The organism is Desulfobaculum sp. SPO524 (assembly GCF_044987625.1).
Lineage (GTDB): Bacteria > Desulfobacterota > Desulfovibrionia > Desulfovibrionales > Desulfovibrionaceae > Desulfobaculum.
Window position 1 is genome coordinate 658,968 of sequence record NZ_JBJDSB010000002.1, and the last position, 16,311, is coordinate 675,278.

The following is a 16,311-nucleotide window of genomic DNA, read 5'->3' on the forward strand; positions in this document are numbered from 1 at the left end:
TCACGTCATGCCTATCAGAGTTTCACACAGGAGCCGTTTCACGTTCTTCATCGGCAACATGAATTCTTCGCTTGCCGATTTGATGGAACTGAACACGCAGGCCGCCACCCAGAAGAAGATCAACAAGCCCTCGGACAATTCGTCCGGTATGGTGCAGGTGCTGGACCACCGCAACACCCTGAACTCCATCGCGCAGTATCAGGAGAACGTCACCAACGCCAAGGGCTGGTTGGCCGTGGCCGACGACAAGCTCACCAAGGCCAACGAAATCCTGACGCAGCTGCGCGGGCTGGCCGAGCAGGCCGCAACGGGCACCATAAGCGACGACAACCGCGAGCAGGCCAGCTATGAGGCGCGCCAGCTGCTGGACGAGCTTATCGCCCTTGGCAACACCGAGTATCAGGGCAACTACATCTTTTCCGGTCACAAAACGGACACGCAGGCCTATGAGCGTGCCCTGTGGGTGACGGACAGTGATGGCAATTCCACGGACGCAAATGGCGATCCGCAGTTCTCCGTAACTGGAGGGCTGGAGCGTTCCGCCATTGTGCGTTTTTTGGATACCGGCGACATCGGCGGCGGCTCCGCCATCAACTACGAGTTCTCCACTGACGGTGGCCGTACCTTCTCCTCCGGAACCATCCCGGCGGGCGCGGGCGACAAGACCATCACCATCGGCGGCGCGCAGTTGACGCTCAATGACGGCATGCATGTGGACGCGGTGGATACCAGTGTGGATTCCACCAACAACAACGGCACCACCCTGTGGGTTCGTCCCTCTGCCCGCTACAAGGGCGACGACGTGGACTCCATCAGCGTGCAGGATTTTGGCAATCTGCCTGCGGGCATGAGCGCCAGCGCGGCCGGCGTATTCGGCGGCAACGTCACGGTGCGTGTGGATTCGGGCAACACCCTGACCACGGGCAACACGGTGGAGTATTCCTACTCCATGGACGGCGGCGCAACGTGGGAGACGGGGCAGACCGCCACGGTGGCGACCGACGGCGAGCTGACCTTTAATGTGCCCGGCGGTCACCTGGACCTTGCCGGCGGCGCAGCGGGCGATACCATCTCCACGGACAGCCAGTTCCTCGTGCGGCCGCGCTCGGGAAAAATCGATCTGCAAATAGGTCCTAACGAGTCGATTGAAATAAATAATATTGGCAAAGATATCTTTGGCGGTGTATATGCATCACCAAGCGGGAGTGGAGTCACTCTTGCCACCGGATTGCCTCTGGACCAGAACATGTTCGACGTCATCGGGGAGATGGTGGGCTATCTGGAGACGAATAATCAGCAGGGTTGCCAGGAGAGTCTGGAGCAGATTGATGCTGTGTCCAAGCACATCCTGACCAATGCCGCCCGCGTTGGCGCGGCGGAAAACCGCCTGCAGATTACCGAGAATACCCTCGGCGCTCTGAAGCACAACGAAACGAGCAGACTGTCCGACGTAGAGGATGCTGACGTCAGTGAACTGATGACCCAGCTGGCCAACCAGCAAATCATCTACGAGACGGTGCTCAGGTCGTCGTCCATGATCATGAGGATGAGTCTGGCGAACTTCATGTAATGAATCGCCGCCCCGGCCGCCTCTGGTATAACCCGGGCGGCTTATGGTAAACTTTTACGCACTCGGGATGACATGCTCATCTTAACACGACGCCCAGGGGAGAGCATCTACCTTGGGGACGACATCAAGATAACCGTCCTCAGCGTGCAGGGGAAGCAGATCAAAATCGGGCTGGAAGTGCCCGATGATCTGCCAGTGTATCGTGAGGAAGTGTATTTACGGGTTCAGGAGCAAAATAAGCTCGCCCTCCAACTGTCAGATCAGGATTTGTTCGCCGCGACACAACTATGGCAGACAGAAAAGAAGAAAAAGTGATCCAGACACGGCTTGGTACGCTGACCGTGGACATGGAGCGTGTGATTGCCTTTCCGCGCGGGCTTATAGGCTTTGAGGACTGCAAGCAGTTCAGCCTTGTGCAGCTTCGCGAGGATTCGCCTTTTCTCATCCTGCAGAGCATTACGCATCCGGAGCTTGGCCTGCTTGTGGCCGATCCGTTTTCGTTTATGCAGGACTACAACGTCAAACTCGGCAACGCCGAACAGAAAATCCTGCAGCTGGACAGCGCGGAGCAGGTGGCGGTGCTGGTGACCGTCAACATCCCGCAGGGCAAGCCGGAGCATACCGCGCTGAACCTGACGGGTCCCATTATGGTCAACCATCAGGCCCGCATTGGCCTGCAGGTGCCGCAGGTGGATTCCAAGTACCCCAGCAGGTACTACATTCACGGGGAGGGTGGGGAGCTTCCCGCGCCCGGCACCGAGGTGCCTTCGGCAGGGCAGGAGGATGAGACCGGGGGAACCGGACCCGCCGACTAGATCAGCAGGTCCAGATCCTCCTCAACGATCTTTTGCGCGGTTTTGCGGGTGTCCGGAACGTATTCTCCCGCATCAACCTGCGCCTTGATGGCCAGAACCTTGGCGCGGCGGACTTCCGGAGCCGTCTGCGCCTCGCTCAGGGCGGAACTGTAGAGCTTGCCTTCAGAGGACAATTCTACGGAGTCGCCCTTTTTCGTATGGGCGCTGGATGAGCGCCCCTTGCCGGGGCCTGAACCGGGTTTCTCGACCTGCTCATAGGTCTTGAGCCCGGTGAGCGGTCCGAGTATTTTCATGGTTTCTCCCCCCTTTTCGCATTGCAGCTAGAGCATCGTGTCGTCGACCTTTTCGAGAGTGATGTCCCACAGTCGCTTGATGATGAGGTTCCGCTCTTCGATTGAGACTTCTTCGGGGCCGTCGTCAGTGAGTTTGTAGATGCGCATGTCGGCCTCGCCCGGAGGATAGGTCAGCTCAATGCTGTTTCCGAACTCGGCTTCAAGCGCGGTGCGAATCTCTTGTACAACGGTGTTGTCGCTACCCGCAGCCATAAGGTTTTCAATGATTTCCCGAGAAACTTGCTCTACCAGCATACGCCGCTTGGCCAGACGGGATATCTGGACGTCGTCCTCGGCGGCAGTCGCCGCAAGCGATTGCTTGAAGCGTTCCAGACGCCGGGCACTGGTCAGTTGCCGCCCGTAGGTCCGAAGCATTGTTTTGAGCTGATATGAGTTTGCCGTCACGTACTGGTTCCCTCTTGCCTGTGGTATCGGCACGGATTGAACGAATCTTTAGGAAAAAATACAGGAAAAATGAAAAAATTTCATTCCGGGGGTATATTCCTGTCGGGAAAGGGTCACGATTCTTGAATAGTAGACGGGTTTTGTCTAGGTAAGGACTTCTATGCTGAATGATATCAAGAAGATTTTCATCGTGACGAAGGCCCGCGACGCTCAGGCGGCGGACCTCGCCGTCGAGATAGCTGGCTGGCTGGACGCCCACGGCGTCACTTCCGAAACCGTGGAGCACCACCGGGGGCTGGGCAGTCTGCCGTGCAGTGTGAACGGGTGCGACCTTGTCCTTGTCCTTGGCGGCGACGGCACCATGCTGGGCGTTGCCCGCGAGGTGGCCGGTACGTCGCCCATGCTGGGGCTCAACCTTGGCCGTCTTGGCTTTTTGACGGAAGTCCCCCGCGAGAGCTGGCAGGACTTTTTGACCAGCCTGCTGGCGGGCCGCATGCAGGTCCGCAGGCGTCTGGCGCTGTCCTACACCGTGGCGCATGCGGACGGCAGACAGACGGCGGGCACCGTCATCAACGACATTGTGGCCAACCGGGGCTGCTTGGCGCGGCTCATCAACCTGACTGTGCGGGTGGACGGCGAAAGCCTTGGCACCATGCGCGCCGACGGGTTGGTGCTCTCTACGCCCACAGGCTCCACCGCCTATTCCATCTCCGCGGGCGGTCCCATTGTGCATCCGGATATCGAGGCCGTCACCGTCACGCCCATTTGTCCGTTCATGAATACCTTCCGTCCCATGGTGCTGCCCGCCGCCAGCCGTATTGAAGTGGTGGTGGAGGACCCGGACCCGGAAGTGTTCCTGACCATCGACGGGCAGGAATGCGTCGCCCTTGGGCAGGGGGACGTGATTACCGTGCACAAGGACGAAATGGGCCTGCTGCTCGTGGAACCGGAGGCTCCGACATATCTGACCCGCCTGCGCGCCAAGGGTGTTATAGAGTACACCCGCTGACCACGCTTATCCTCTGACCTCTCATCGGGAGCGACAATGTTTCGATATGCAAGGCTACTGGCCCTGATACTGCTCTTTTCGCTTTTTGGCTGTGCCAAGCCACCCGCGCCGCCGCTGACCTTCGTCTCCGACGACAACGCCGCCCGCCAGACCGCAGTGCGCATGCGCCCGGCCGGGCAGGATATGCAGTCGTGGATGGACATGGAGGAGGGCGTGCGCCGCAGTTTGGCGTATGTGTCCGTGAAGCCGCAGGGCGCTACGGCGGTGCGTGTGGAGGACTTCTCCCTGACGTGGGGCGAGCTGCGCCGCAGTCTGGAGGAGCTTTTGGAGGTGCTGCCGCGCCTCGACGCGGAGCCGGACCTGTTGGCGGAACATTTTCGCTGGTACCGCCTGTCGCAGGGCGCGTTGATGACGGGGTATTACGCGCCCTATATCGAGGCCAGCCCCGTGCGGACCCCGGAATACCGCTATCCACTTTACGGCGTGCCTGAGGACCTGCGCACGCTGGACCTTGGCGACTTTCACCATCGCTGGAAGGGTCAGCGCCTTGTCTACCGCATGGAAAACGGCAAGCCCGTCCCGTACTACGACCGTCAGGAAATCGACTTTGAAGGCGCGCTGCGCGGACGCGGCGAGGAAGTGGCGTGGGCGAAGAATATTGTCGATGTGTTCTTTTTGCAGATTCAGGGCTCCGGCCTGCTGCACTATCCGGACGGCACCACGCACCACATCCTGTACGCCGGAAAAAATGGCCGCAAGTATGTGAGCCTTGGCAAAATACTCATCCAGCGTGGCATGCTGACCCGCGAAGGCGTCAGCATGAAGAGCATTCGCGACTATTTGGCCGAGCATCCCGAGGAAATCCCCGATCTGCTCGCCACCAATCCGAGCTATGTTTTCTTCCGAGTTGGGACTGATGGACCCTACGGCGCGATGGGGAAATTGTTGACGCCGAAGGTTAGCGTGGCTACAGACCCTAAGTTTCTGCCGCTTGGTTCGGTGCTGGCCTTTGAGGCGGACTTCCCGCCCGAGGCGCCGGGCGAGGAGGGCGAACGCATCGCCGGTCTGGGGCTGGCGCAGGATACGGGCGGCGCCATCAAGGGCGCGCGGCTCGACTGGTACTGCGGCAGTGGCCCGGATGTCGAATATTTTGCCGGACATATCAAGGCTCCGGCTTCCGTGTATATGCTTGTAAGCAAAGAGGTTCTGAAACGATGACAAGACCCGGCTTCGCCGAGTTGAAGAAGACGCTTGAGAAATGCTTCGCCGAGCAGGTCGCCTATGTTGCGGACTGGCATACGGCCGAGCCCGAGGACATTGACGTTCCCGAGGGTGAGGCCACGCCCGCGACCCTTCGCGCCCTCATCGCGCGCGAGCATCTGCGCAATTACCGCCTGTGGCACGTTGAGGACGAGGCCCGCCGCAAGGACGTCGGCCCCGAAATCATCGCCCAGTGCAAGCGCGATATCGACGGGCTGAACCAGTCCCGCAATGATTATATGGAAAAGGTGGACGCCTGCATTGTGGAGCTTGTTTTGCCGCACCTGCCGCACAACGCCGCCGAGCGGTACAATACCGAAACCATCGGCGCGGCGGTGGACAGACTGTCCATCATCAGCCTGAAAATGTTCCACATGCGCGAGCAGACCGAGCGCGCGGACGTCAGCGAGGAGCATATCCGTTCCTGCCAGCAGAAGCTGGCCGTTCTGCAGGAGCAGAGCGCGGACCTGCGCCGCAGCGTTCTGGAACTCGTGGATGACTACGCCGAAGGCCGCAAGCGCCCCAAGGTCTATTATCAGTTCAAGATGTACAACGATCCCAGCCTGAACCCGGCCGTGTACGGCGCCGCTCAGGCCGCGTCCAAATAGAGCGGAGGTTACGATGGCCCAGTACGAAGCCGTCATCGGGCTGGAGGTTCACGCCCAGCTCAAGACGAAGTCCAAGCTCTTCTGTTCCTGCTCCACGCAGTTCGGCAAGGAGCCGAACTCCAACGTGTGCCCCGTGTGCACCGGCCAGCCCGGCAGCCTGCCGGTCCTGAACCGTCGCGCCGTGGAATACGCCACCAAGATGGCCCTCGCCATCGGCTGCACGGTGAACGAGCGCTCCATCTTTGCGCGCAAGAACTATTTCTACCCCGATCTGCCCATGGGGTACCAGATTTCCCAGTTCGACCTGCCCATTGCCGAGCATGGCAAGGTGGACATCGACGTGGACGGCGCAAAGAAGACCATTGGCGTCACGCGCATCCATATGGAGAACGACGCGGGCAAAAGCGTGCACTCGCAGGCGGACAACGCCAGCTATGTGGACCTGAACCGCGCCGGAACGCCGCTCATCGAGATTGTTTCCGAGCCGGACATGCGCTCCCCCGAGGAAGCCGTGGCCTACCTGCGCTGCCTGCACTCCATCCTGCTGTACCTTGGCATTTGCGACGGCAACATGGAGGAGGGCAACTTCCGCTGTGACGCCAACGTTTCCATCCGCCCCGTGGGGCAGGAAGAGTTCGGCACCCGCGCAGAGCTGAAGAACATGAACTCCTTCCGCAACGTCCAGCGCGCCATCGCCTACGAAATCAGCAGGCAGGAAGACCTGCTGGACGACGGCGAGGCCGTGGTGCAGGAGACCCGCCTCTTTGACGCCGACAAGGGCGTGACCCGCTCCATGCGTGGCAAGGAAGAGGCGCACGACTACCGCTATTTCCCGGACCCGGACCTTGTGCCGCTGGTGCTGGACCACGACTGGGTGGAGGAGCTTCGCGCCGGTCTGCCCGAGCTGCCCGCCGCGCGCCGCGCCCGGTTTATTGAGCAGTACGGCCTGCCGGAAAGCGACGCCGAGCTGCTCACCGGCGACCGCGCCCTTGCCGATTACTTTGAGAAGACCGTGGACGCCTACGACCAGCCGAAAAAGGTCTGCAACTGGATTTCCACGGATATTCTGCGCATGGTCAATGAATGCGGCGGCTCCATCGCGTCCTGCGGCCTTGCGCCCGAGGAATTTGCCACGCTGGTGCGCATTGTGGACGAAGGCGTCATCAACCAGAAGGTGGGCAAGAACGTGCTTGGCGAGCTTTTTGCCGAGGGCGGCGATCCCGAAGCCTACGTCAAGGACAAGGGCCTTGTGCAGATTTCCGACACCAGCGCCCTTGAGACGGCGGTGGACGAAGTCATTGCGGACAATCCGTCCGAGGTGGAGGCCTTCCGTGGCGGCAAAACGAAGCTCATGGGCTTCTTTGTGGGCCAGGTGATGCGCAAGACCAAGGGACAGGCCAACCCCAAACTGGTGAATCAGATTCTGGCCGACAAGCTCAAATAGCCGGAGGAACAGCATGGACTGGCATATTCAGTATTCGGACGAGAAAGCGTGCCTGATGCTTTTGGACCAGCGCTACCTGCCCGGCAGGGAAGACTGGTACGCCTGCACCGACACGCAAAGCACCATCTACGCCCTGCAGACCATGGTGGTGCGCGGCGCGCCCGCCATTGGCGTTACCGCGGCCTACGGTTGTTGGCTTGCCGCGCGTGAGGCAGCGGGCGAGGGCTGGCGCGAGCGTCTGGACCAGCTGCTGACGGACCTTGAAAACGCCCGTCCCACAGCAGTGAACCTGCGCTGGGCCGTGCGCCGTATGCGCGCCGCGTGGGCAGAGCGTTCCGAGCTTGACCATGCCGGTCTGTGCGCCTTTTGGCTGGAGCTTGCACAGCATATCCATGACGAGGACAAGCGGTTGTGCCGTCTTATCGGCACGCACGGCGCGGCTGTCCTCGACGACGGCGACACGGTGATGACCCACTGCAACGCTGGCGCGTTGGCCACGGCGGACTACGGGACCGCCCTTGGCGTTATCCGCGGCGCGGTGGACGCGGGCAAGAGCATCAGCGTCATCGCCAACGAGACCCGTCCCTTCCTGCAGGGCGCCCGCCTGACGGCGTACGAACTGCACAAGGACGGCATCCCGGTGAAGGTTGCCTGCGACAACGCCTGCTCCCTGCTCATGAAGCGCGGGCTTGTGGACAAGGTGGTGGTGGGTGCGGACCGCATCGCCGCCAATGGCGACGCCGCCAACAAGATTGGCACCAGCGGCGTGGCCATCCTTGCGCGGCACTATGGCGTTCCCTTCTACGTGGCGGCCCCGCTGTCCACCATCGACAGGGAAACGCCAACGGGAGACGACATCCCCATTGAGGACCGCACCCCGCGTGAAGTCACCCACGTTGGTGACCACCAAATCACGCCCGACGGGGTGGAGGTGTTCAATTATGCGTTCGACGTGACCCCCGCCGAGATGATAGCGGGTATCGTCACGGAACGCGGCGTGCTGCGTCCGCCCTTCGGACCAGCCATCGCCGCCGCGTTTTCAGAGCGTGACGCCGAGGAAGCCGCAGTATAGTCTTTCCGTGCGCACCAAGTGCACACGGCCCTAAGGACGACGGTGCGGGCCGGGAGGGGGAAACCCCGGTCCCGGCCCGCTTTCGTGTTCAAAACCGCATAAAATTCGAGTACAACGGTATTATTATGTTACCGACAATAGCCCTTATAGGACGCCCCAATGTGGGCAAGTCCACCTTGTTCAACAGACTGATTCGCAGGCAGAAGGCGCTGACGCACGACCTGCCCGGCGTCACGCGCGACCGCATCTACGGCGAAGTCCGTGCCACGGAAAAGCCCTTTGCCCTCGTGGACACCGGCGGTCTGGTCATGGACGAGAACGAAAATTTTGAGCAGGAAATCCTCCAGCAGGCGCACGAGGCCATTGCGGAATCGCAGGTCATCCTGCTGGTGGTGGACGGCAAAAACGGCCTGAACCCCGTTGACGAACAGGTCGCCCGCGACCTGCGCGAAAGCGAAAAGCCCGTTTTGCTGGTGGTCAACAAGGTTGACGGCTACGAGAAGGAAGACCTCGCCATCGAGTTCCATTCCCTCGGCCTTGACCTTATCCCCATCAGCGCCGCCCACGGCTACAACGTGCCGGACCTTCTGGAGCGCGTTGGCGAACTGATTGACGGCACCGGCTTTGACTACAACGCCTACGAAAATGCCGAGGAAGACGCCGGGCTTCGCCTTGCCATGGTGGGCCGCCCCAACGCGGGCAAGTCCTCCATCTGCAACGCCATGCTGGGCGAAAAGCGCTTCATCGTCAGCGACCGTGCGGGAACCACGCGCGACAGCGTGGACGTGACTTTTGAGCGTGGCGGGCGCCGCTACACCTTTGTGGACACCGCCGGCGTGCGCCGCAAGGGCAAGATTTCCGACTCGCTGGAGCGCTTCTCGGTGCTGCGGTCCCTGAAGGCGTCCAAAAACGCGCAGGTGGCCGTGCTCACCCTCGACGCCGAGGACGGCGTGACCCTGCAGGACAAAAAGCTGCTGTCGTTCCTCGACCGCGAGAAGACGCCGCTTATTCTGGTGGTCAACAAGATGGACCTCATCCCCAAGGACAAGCGCGACAAGGTCAAAAAGTACTTCAAGGAAGAACTGCGCATTGCCCCCCATGTGCCCATCGTCTACACCTCCGCCGTGACCAAAGCTGGCCTTGGCGGACTGCTGCCGCTGGCGGACAAGCTGTGGCAGGAGTGCCAGATTCGCGTGACCACGGGCGTACTGAACCGGAGCCTGCAGGACGCCATCACCCGGCACCAGCCGCCGGTGGTCAAGCGCCGCCGCGCCAAGTTCTACTACCTGACGCAGACGGACATTACGCCGCCGACCTTCGTGTTCTTCGTGAACAATCCGGACCTCGTGAAGGCGTCTTACCAGCGCTATCTGGAGAACCAGCTTCGCAAGTCCTTTGGCCTGAAGATGGCCCCGATGCAGGTGTATTTCCGCTCCAGCCACGACAAGAACAAGAAGAAGTAGCGCTTTCTGTAGCATCTCCGGCACTTGAACGGTTTTGCCGTCTTGACCGGACCAGAGGAATTTCATACCGTTTCCCGATTGCTTGACAATCCGAGATGAAGGCCCCGTTCGCGATTTCCGTGGACGGGGCCAAGAACTCGACGCTACGCATAGGGAGAAATACGAATGGTTCAGCAAGTGGAAAGCATCTGGTTCGACGGCAAACTCGTGCCTTGGAATGAGGCACAGGTTCACGTCCTGACACATACCCTGCACTACGGCTGTGGCGTGTTTGAGGGGATTCGCGCTTACAAGCTGGCAGACGGCGGCTCTGCCGTGTTCCGCCTGAAGGAGCACGTGCACAGGCACTTCAACTCCGCCAAAATTCTGGAAATGCAGATCCCCTTCACCGAGGACGAAATCTGCGACGCCATCCTTGAAACGCTGCAGGCCAACAAGATGGACGAGGGCTACATCCGCCCGCTGTCCTTCATCGGCGCCGGCGCTATGGGCGTCTTCCCCGGCGACAACCCCATCCAGACCATCATCGCAACGTGGCCTTGGGGGGCGTATCTGGGTGAAGAGGCGCTCGACAAGGGCATCCGCGTCAAGACCTCTAGCTTTACCCGTCACCACGTCAACGTGATGATGACCAAGGCCAAAACCAGCGGCAACTACGTCAACTCCGTGCTCGCCAAGCGCGAGGCACTGGCCGACGGCTACGACGAAGCCTTGATGCTCGACACCGAGGGCTACGTGTCCGAAGCCACGGGCGAGAACATCTTCATCGTGCGCGGCGACATCATCAAGACCACGCCGCTGACCTCCGTCCTCGACGGCCTGACGCGCAACAGCATCATCACCGTGGCCAAGGACCTGGGCTACGAAATTGTGGAACAGCGCTTCACCCGCGATGAGCTGTACTCCGCCGATGAGGCGTTCTTCTGCGGCACCGCCGCCGAGGTGACCCCCATCCGCGAGGTGGACCGCCGCCAGATTGGTGCCGGCACCGGTGGCCGCATCACCAAGCATCTGCAAACGGAATACTTCAAGGTCGTGAAGGGCGAGAATCCGAACTACGCCCATTGGCTGGACCGCTACACGGTATAGCCAGACGGCCCGGAGATACTGAGCCGGACTCAGAGAGCCGGACATATCGAAACGAACAGCCGCGCCGCGCCCGCATCCCGGGCGCGGCGCACATGACAAGGACCACATGAGCCAGTCTCACCTGACGCACAAGTACCGCCCGCAGAGCTTTTCCGACGTGGCCGGACAGGAAACCATCAAGGCCATCCTGTCCCGCGCCGCCGCAACGGGAAAGATTGCCCCGGCCTACATGTTTTCCGGCACGCGCGGTGTCGGCAAGACCACCATCGCCCGCATCTTCGCCAAAGCCATCAACTGCGAGCACGGCCCCGCGGCGGAACCCTGCAACGAGTGCGTGCACTGCCGCCAGATAGCCGCCGGCGCTGCCGTGGACGTGGCCGAAATTGACGGTGCGTCCAACACCGGCGTTGACGACGTGCGAAGCCTCAAGGAAGACGTGGGCTTTGCGCCCATCGACTGCCGCTACAAGGTCTTCATCATTGACGAAGCGCACATGCTCTCCAAAAGCGCCTTCAACGCGTTGCTGAAAACGCTGGAGGAGCCGCCCGCGCACGTCACCTTCATTATGGCTACGACTGAGCCGCACAAATTTCCGCCCACCATCATCAGCCGCTGCCAGCACTACACCTTCCAGCGGCTGACGCAGAAGGAGCTGGAAGCGCACCTGACGAATGTCCTGCAGGCCGAAAGCCTTGGCTGTGAGCCAGAGGCCGTGTCCCTTATTGCGCGGCGCGGCGCAGGCAGTGTGCGCGACTCCATGTCCCTGATGGGGCAGGTGTTGGCCCTTGGCGGCGACACCCTGACCACGGACGACGTGCGTACCGTCCTTGGCCTTGCCGGACGCGACATCATGTTCCGGCTCATGGAGGCCCTGCACGCCCGCGACTGTGTGGGGGTGTCCCAGATTTTGGCGGAGATTCTTGACCAGGGGCTGGACCTTGGATTTTTCCTACGCGAACTCACCGAAGCGTGGCGCACGCTGTTTTTGCTGGCCCAGTCCGGCGAGCGGGCGCTGACCGTTCTGGACATTCCGGAAGAGGAAGCGCGCCAGTGGATGGAGTGGGTGCCGCGTTTTTCCGTTGCACATATTCACGCCTGCTGGCAATTGACTTTGGAAGGGCAGCAGCGCGTGCGGCAGAGCCTGGAGCCTGCCCTTGCCCTTGAGCTGTTGCTGCTCAACCTCGCCTACCTGCCCGAGCTTGTTGGGCTGGAGAGTGCGGGAACTGGCAGTACGCCTCCGGCCCCTGCGCCGGGGAGCGGTGGCGCCGCGCCAAGCGGTGGGGCCGCTCCGTCGCCAAGTAGCGCGGGCGCGCCGCCCACGCAGGGCGGCGGCATGCAGAGCGCGCCCAAGAGTCGGCCCACTGCCCCGCAGCAGGCCGCGCCGCGTCAGGCACCGCCGCGTCCGCAGCAGGCCGAAGCCGTGGCTGTGGCCGAACCGCCGCGCCCGGTGGTGGAGCAGAGCACTCCGGCCCAGACGCCGCGCCAACTGGGCGACCCGGCCATCTCGCGCCGCGAACAGCGCCGTAGCGCCCCGCAGCCGACGCGGACCTATGCCGCAACCGAAGGCCTGCCCCAGGTCCCCGCTGGTCCCAAGACGTGGGAGACGTTTTTGGACTATGCGGAAGAGGCCAAGCAGGCAACCGGTCGGGGCATTACCGGCCTGCGTCAGGTCAAGGCCACTGTGTCCGGCGGGACTTTGCTGCTGCATTGCAACAACAAGTTCCATTGCGAGCAGATTAAGGCCGATAGCTCCTTTTCGTTTTTGCAGGAGCTGGTTCGTGAGTTTTTTGGACCGGAATGTACCATTGACTTCCGGTTCCAGACCAAGGAGCGGAAAAACCGCTCGCAAATTAAGGATGAGGTGAGCCGTCATCCTGTCGTCGAAGATATGATGAAGGAATTCGACGCACAGGTCGTCAGCGCCGGACCGCGTACGGACGCGGCGCAGGACGGCGGCTCCGGCCCCAACGCCAATTGATATACCGCTTGTAAGGAGATACACGATGAAAGGCATGAACGACCTGATGCGTCAGGCCCAGATGATGCAGCGCAAGATGAGCAAGCTCCAGGAAGAGATGGAGGACCGCACCGTTGAAGCCTCCGCCGGTGGCGGCATGGTGACCGTCGAGGCCACCTGTTCCGGTTCCGTCAAGGCGCTTAAGATTGATCCTTCCGTTGTGGACCCCGAAGACGTTGAAATGCTGCAGGACCTCATCCTCGCCGCCATCAACGAAGCCGTGAAAAAGGGGAAGGACACCCAGCAGGCCGAGATGCAGGGCCTCACCGGCGGCATCAATATCCCCGGCATGTTCTAGGGGGCGACCGTGCAGCAGCTCCCGGAACCGCTGAAGGCGGTTGTTGACCAGTTGGCGCAGTTGCCGGGGCTGGGCCCGAAGTCCGCTCTGCGCGCGGCGCTGACCATCCTCAAGTGGCCACGGCCCCGCGCCAGCGCCCTTGGGCAGAGCGTGCTCGACCTGCGGGAAAAGCTGTGCATCTGTGAGCAGTGCGCCAGCCTGTCCGATTCTACGCCCTGCAGCATCTGTGCAGACGCCGCCAGAAACGACGATGAACTCATGGTCGTGGCGGAGTGGGATAGCCTCATCGCCATTGAGGATGGCGGATTCTTCAAGGGCAAGTATCTTGTCCTTGGCGGTCTGCTTGCCCCGCTGGATAACGTCAGCACCCAGAACCTTGAAATTGGCCGATTGCGCAAGCGCCTCGACGAGGGCCGCATCCGCGAGGTTATCCTCGCCCTTGGCACCACCCTCGACGCGGAAGCAACGGCAACCTACATCAAGGAATTGGTGGAAAAGAACTACCCCGGCGTGAACGTAACGCGTCTGGCGCAGGGCATTCCCCTGGGGTCCGAGGTCAAGTACATTGACCGCGAGACGCTCCGCCAGTCGCTGGAGTTCCGCCAGAAGCTGTGATGGCCGCAGTCCTTGACGCGTCCGCGAACACATGAGACGTAGCCGGGTGGATTCCCAGAAGTAGGGAATCCCCCGGTTTTTCTTTTTATTCTTTCAGGAGTCCTGCGGCCATGTCCGATACACTGAAGGCCGAGATTAAAAATATCGTCTTCCACAATCCGTCCAACGGCTACCTCGTGGCGCGCGTCGTCAGCGAGGGGCAGCCCGGCGTCATCACCATTGTTGCCACCATGCCCGAACCGCACCCCGGCGAAATGATGACCCTGCACGGCCAGTGGAAGGAGCATCCCCGCTTTGGCCGTCAGTTTCAGGTGGAGACGTGGGAGCAAGTCATGCCCGCCACGCTCAACGGCATCCGGCGCTACCTCGGCTCCGGCATGGTCAAGGGCATTGGTCCCGTGCTGGCCACGCGGCTGGTGGACGCCTTTGGCAAGGACGTTCTCGACATCCTCGAAAACGACCCGGAAAAGCTGCTCACCGTGGAGGGGCTTGGCCGCAAGAAGCTGGAGGCCATCAAGGTCTCGTGGGATGCCCAGCTTGAGGTGCGAAACCTCATGATTTTTCTGCAAAGCCACAACGTCCCGCCCACCTACGCCGCGCGCATCTTTAAGCGCTACGGCAACGGCGCCGTGGCCAAGCTCAAGGAAAATCCCTACGAGCTGGCCTACGAGATCCGCGGTGTGGGCTTCAAGACCGCCGACAGCATGGCCCTCAAACTGGGCTTTGCCGAGACGGCCCCCCAGCGCATGGAGGCCGCGGTCATCTACGCGCTGTTTTCCGCCAGCGAGAAGGGCCATCTGTTCCTGCCCGTTGAAAAGCTCATCGACGCGGTGGACAAGCTCATCGGCGGGGTGGACCCGCAGTGCATTGAGGACGCCGTGTCTTCGTTGGAAGGGCGCAAGCGCGTGGCCGTGGAGGCCCTGCCCGCGCAGGACGTGGAGCGGGCCGTCTACCTGATGCATTTTTACCGGCACGAACGGGAGATTGCCTCGCGCTTCCTTGCGCTGTGCGAGCACCCGACACCCATGGACCTTGAGAAGATTCGCCGCCTGCTGCCGCAGTTGGAGGTGGACGAGGACATCCAGCTCTCCAGTGAGCAGCGCGACGCCGTGCTTGGCGGATGTGAGAACAAGGTCTTCGTGGTCACGGGTGGGCCGGGTACGGGTAAGACCACCATCACCCGCGTTATGGTGCGCGCCATGGACAAGATGGGCTTCAAGATTAAGCTCGCCGCTCCAACGGGCCGCGCGGCCAAGCGCATGGCCGAAGCCACGGGCTATCCCGCGTCCACACTGCACCGCATGCTCCAGTACCAGCCCGACGGCGGCTTTGCCTACAACGAGGAGAAGAAACTCAAGGCGCAGGCCGTTATCATTGACGAGGTGTCCATGCTTGATACCTCGCTGTGCCTTGCGCTTCTTCGCGCGTTGCCGCTGACGTGCCGCCTTGTGCTCATTGGCGACGTGAACCAGCTCCCTTCGGTTGGTCCGGGCAACGTGCTGGCGGACATCCTGAACAGCCAGTCCGTGCCCAGCGCGCGCCTGACGCATATCTACAGGCAGGCGCAGGAAAGCCTTATCGTTACCAACGCGCACCGGGTGAACAGCGGCCAACTGCCCGAATGCTCGCCAAAGCCCGCCCCGGCCAACGATTTCTTTTGGGTGCAGCAGGAGGACGCCGCGCGCATCCAGCGCCTTATCGTCCAACTGGTGACGGACCGCATCCCCGACATGTACGGCCTTGACCCCATGCGCGACATTCAGGTGCTGACGCCCATGCATAAGGGCGACCTTGGCACCCAGACCCTGAATCAGATTCTGCAGGAGCATGTGAACCCCGGCGACGGCGGCATCCGGCGCGGAAATCACACCTTCCGCAAGAACGACAGGGTGCTCCAGATGCGCAACAACTACGACAAGGACGTCTTTAACGGCGACCTTGGCTGGGTGAAGACCATCGAACCCACGCGCGGGGAGATGCTGGTGGACTTTGAAGGGCACGTCGTCAGCTATGAGCTGAAGGACATTGACGAACTGGCCCCGGCCTTTGCCGTTAGCGTGCATAAGTCGCAGGGCAGCGAGTATCCGGCCATCATCATGCCCGTGGTCACCCAGCACTATATGCTGCTCCAACGCAATCTTATTTACACGGCGCTGACCCGCGCCAAGCGCCTTGCTGTGCTCATCGGCGGGCGCAAGGCCGTGCAGATCGGCGTCTCGCGCGAGGACAGCAACAAGCGCTTCACCCACCTGCAATACCGCATTCAGGAAGCCTTTAACGACTTGCTCTGCGGATAGGGACTCCTCATCGTCCC

Annotated in this window: 16 protein-coding genes; 14 read left to right on the top strand and 2 right to left on the bottom strand. The window is 61.5% G+C overall.

All coding sequences use genetic code 11. The features are described 5' to 3' along the window. Nucleotides 1-7 precede the first annotated feature (7 nt). The 3 genes from flgL (at nt 8) to fliW (ending at nt 2,385) form a co-directional block, all read left to right on the top strand. The gene (flgL, locus tag ACI3L3_RS08595; protein WP_404844701.1) at nt 8-1,570 is read left to right on the top strand and encodes a flagellar hook-associated protein FlgL; all 1,563 of its coding nucleotides are present in this window, start codon (nt 8-10) and stop codon (nt 1,568-1,570) included. Nucleotides 1,571-1,642: 72 nt separating this feature from the next. Continuing rightward, a complete protein-coding gene (gene csrA, locus ACI3L3_RS08600; RefSeq protein WP_404844702.1) occupies nt 1,643-1,885 on the top strand; it encodes a carbon storage regulator CsrA in 243 nt (80 codons plus the stop codon). Continuing rightward, nucleotides 1,858-2,385 (top strand): flagellar assembly protein FliW, encoded by a 528-nt coding sequence (fliW, locus tag ACI3L3_RS08605; RefSeq protein WP_404844703.1) that lies wholly within the window; start codon nt 1,858-1,860, stop codon nt 2,383-2,385. The genes csrA and fliW overlap by 28 nt, the downstream gene beginning before the upstream one ends. Here fliW and flgM read toward each other — a convergent pair. Together flgM and ACI3L3_RS08615 are read right to left on the bottom strand one after the other, a co-directional pair. Then, nucleotides 2,382-2,678, bottom strand: coding sequence for a flagellar biosynthesis anti-sigma factor FlgM (gene flgM / locus ACI3L3_RS08610; protein ID WP_404844704.1), 297 nt, complete (start codon nt 2,676-2,678; stop codon nt 2,382-2,384). The two genes, fliW and flgM, sit on opposite strands and share 4 nt — an antisense overlap. 27 nt (nt 2,679-2,705) lie before the next feature. Next, the gene (locus tag ACI3L3_RS08615; RefSeq protein WP_404844705.1) at nt 2,706-3,122 is read right to left on the bottom strand and encodes a DVU0524 family FlgM-associated protein; all 417 of its coding nucleotides are present in this window, start codon (nt 3,120-3,122) and stop codon (nt 2,706-2,708) included. Between the two features lie 160 nt (nt 3,123-3,282). Between ACI3L3_RS08615 and ACI3L3_RS08620 the strand changes: the two genes are divergently transcribed. The 11 genes from ACI3L3_RS08620 to ACI3L3_RS08670 all read left to right on the top strand — a co-directional run bounded on the left by ACI3L3_RS08620 (nt 3,283) and on the right by ACI3L3_RS08670 (nt 16,294). Then, nucleotides 3,283-4,131, top strand: a complete 849-nt coding sequence (locus ACI3L3_RS08620) for an NAD(+)/NADH kinase (protein WP_404844706.1) — start codon at nt 3,283-3,285, stop codon at nt 4,129-4,131. A 36-nt stretch (nt 4,132-4,167) separates the two neighbouring features. After that, a complete protein-coding gene (locus ACI3L3_RS08625; protein WP_404844707.1) occupies nt 4,168-5,349 on the top strand; it encodes a murein transglycosylase A in 1,182 nt (393 codons plus the stop codon). Continuing rightward, nucleotides 5,346-5,999, top strand: coding sequence for a DUF4254 domain-containing protein (locus tag ACI3L3_RS08630; protein WP_404844708.1), 654 nt, complete (start codon nt 5,346-5,348; stop codon nt 5,997-5,999). The genes ACI3L3_RS08625 and ACI3L3_RS08630 overlap by 4 nt, the downstream gene beginning before the upstream one ends. A gap of 13 nt (nt 6,000-6,012) precedes the next feature. Next, on the top strand, nt 6,013-7,443 hold the full coding sequence (gene gatB / locus ACI3L3_RS08635) for an Asp-tRNA(Asn)/Glu-tRNA(Gln) amidotransferase subunit GatB (protein WP_404844709.1): 1,431 nt from the start codon (nt 6,013-6,015) through the stop codon (nt 7,441-7,443). 13 nt (nt 7,444-7,456) lie between these two features. Further along, nucleotides 7,457-8,515, top strand: a complete 1,059-nt coding sequence (gene mtnA / locus ACI3L3_RS08640) for an S-methyl-5-thioribose-1-phosphate isomerase (RefSeq protein WP_404844710.1) — start codon at nt 7,457-7,459, stop codon at nt 8,513-8,515. 125 nt (nt 8,516-8,640) lie between these two features. Beyond that, complete coding sequence (der, locus tag ACI3L3_RS08645) at nt 8,641-9,978, top strand: ribosome biogenesis GTPase Der (protein ID WP_404844711.1); 1,338 nt, start codon at nt 8,641-8,643, stop codon at nt 9,976-9,978. Between the two features lie 165 nt (nt 9,979-10,143). Further along, complete coding sequence (locus ACI3L3_RS08650) at nt 10,144-11,067, top strand: branched-chain amino acid transaminase (RefSeq protein ID WP_404844712.1); 924 nt, start codon at nt 10,144-10,146, stop codon at nt 11,065-11,067. 106 nt (nt 11,068-11,173) lie between these two features. Beyond that, on the top strand, nt 11,174-13,045 hold the full coding sequence (gene dnaX / locus ACI3L3_RS08655; RefSeq protein ID WP_404844713.1) for a DNA polymerase III subunit gamma/tau: 1,872 nt from the start codon (nt 11,174-11,176) through the stop codon (nt 13,043-13,045). Between the two features lie 25 nt (nt 13,046-13,070). Continuing rightward, nucleotides 13,071-13,382, top strand: coding sequence for a YbaB/EbfC family nucleoid-associated protein (locus tag ACI3L3_RS08660; RefSeq protein WP_404844714.1), 312 nt, complete (start codon nt 13,071-13,073; stop codon nt 13,380-13,382). 9 nt (nt 13,383-13,391) lie between these two features. Further along, nucleotides 13,392-13,997 (top strand): recombination mediator RecR, encoded by a 606-nt coding sequence (gene recR, locus ACI3L3_RS08665; protein WP_404844715.1) that lies wholly within the window; start codon nt 13,392-13,394, stop codon nt 13,995-13,997. 110 nt (nt 13,998-14,107) lie between these two features. Next, the gene (locus ACI3L3_RS08670) at nt 14,108-16,294 is read left to right on the top strand and encodes an ATP-dependent RecD-like DNA helicase (RefSeq protein WP_404844716.1); all 2,187 of its coding nucleotides are present in this window, start codon (nt 14,108-14,110) and stop codon (nt 16,292-16,294) included. The last annotated feature ends 17 nt before the right edge of the window (nt 16,295-16,311 follow it).

What these genes read in the sequence shown, in the direction of transcription:
- fliW (WP_404844703.1), top strand. Translation starts at nt 1,858, where the DNA reads ATGGCAGACAGAAAAGAAGAAAAAGTGATCCAGACACGGCTTGGTACG.
- ACI3L3_RS08650 (WP_404844712.1), top strand. Translation starts at nt 10,144, where the DNA reads ATGGTTCAGCAAGTGGAAAGCATCTGGTTCGACGGCAAACTCGTGCCT.
- flgL (WP_404844701.1), top strand. Translation starts at nt 8, where the DNA reads ATGCCTATCAGAGTTTCACACAGGAGCCGTTTCACGTTCTTCATCGGC.
- gatB (WP_404844709.1), top strand. Translation starts at nt 6,013, where the DNA reads ATGGCCCAGTACGAAGCCGTCATCGGGCTGGAGGTTCACGCCCAGCTC.
- csrA (WP_404844702.1), top strand. Translation starts at nt 1,643, where the DNA reads ATGCTCATCTTAACACGACGCCCAGGGGAGAGCATCTACCTTGGGGAC.
- ACI3L3_RS08625 (WP_404844707.1), top strand. Translation starts at nt 4,168, where the DNA reads ATGTTTCGATATGCAAGGCTACTGGCCCTGATACTGCTCTTTTCGCTT.
- mtnA (WP_404844710.1), top strand. Translation starts at nt 7,457, where the DNA reads ATGGACTGGCATATTCAGTATTCGGACGAGAAAGCGTGCCTGATGCTT.
- der (WP_404844711.1), top strand. Translation starts at nt 8,641, where the DNA reads ATGTTACCGACAATAGCCCTTATAGGACGCCCCAATGTGGGCAAGTCC.
- ACI3L3_RS08630 (WP_404844708.1), top strand. Translation starts at nt 5,346, where the DNA reads ATGACAAGACCCGGCTTCGCCGAGTTGAAGAAGACGCTTGAGAAATGC.
- ACI3L3_RS08670 (WP_404844716.1), top strand. Translation starts at nt 14,108, where the DNA reads ATGTCCGATACACTGAAGGCCGAGATTAAAAATATCGTCTTCCACAAT.
- dnaX (WP_404844713.1), top strand. Translation starts at nt 11,174, where the DNA reads ATGAGCCAGTCTCACCTGACGCACAAGTACCGCCCGCAGAGCTTTTCC.
- flgM (WP_404844704.1), bottom strand. Translation starts at nt 2,678, where the DNA reads ATGAAAATACTCGGACCGCTCACCGGGCTCAAGACCTATGAGCAGGTC.
- ACI3L3_RS08620 (WP_404844706.1), top strand. Translation starts at nt 3,283, where the DNA reads ATGCTGAATGATATCAAGAAGATTTTCATCGTGACGAAGGCCCGCGAC.
- ACI3L3_RS08660 (WP_404844714.1), top strand. Translation starts at nt 13,071, where the DNA reads ATGAAAGGCATGAACGACCTGATGCGTCAGGCCCAGATGATGCAGCGC.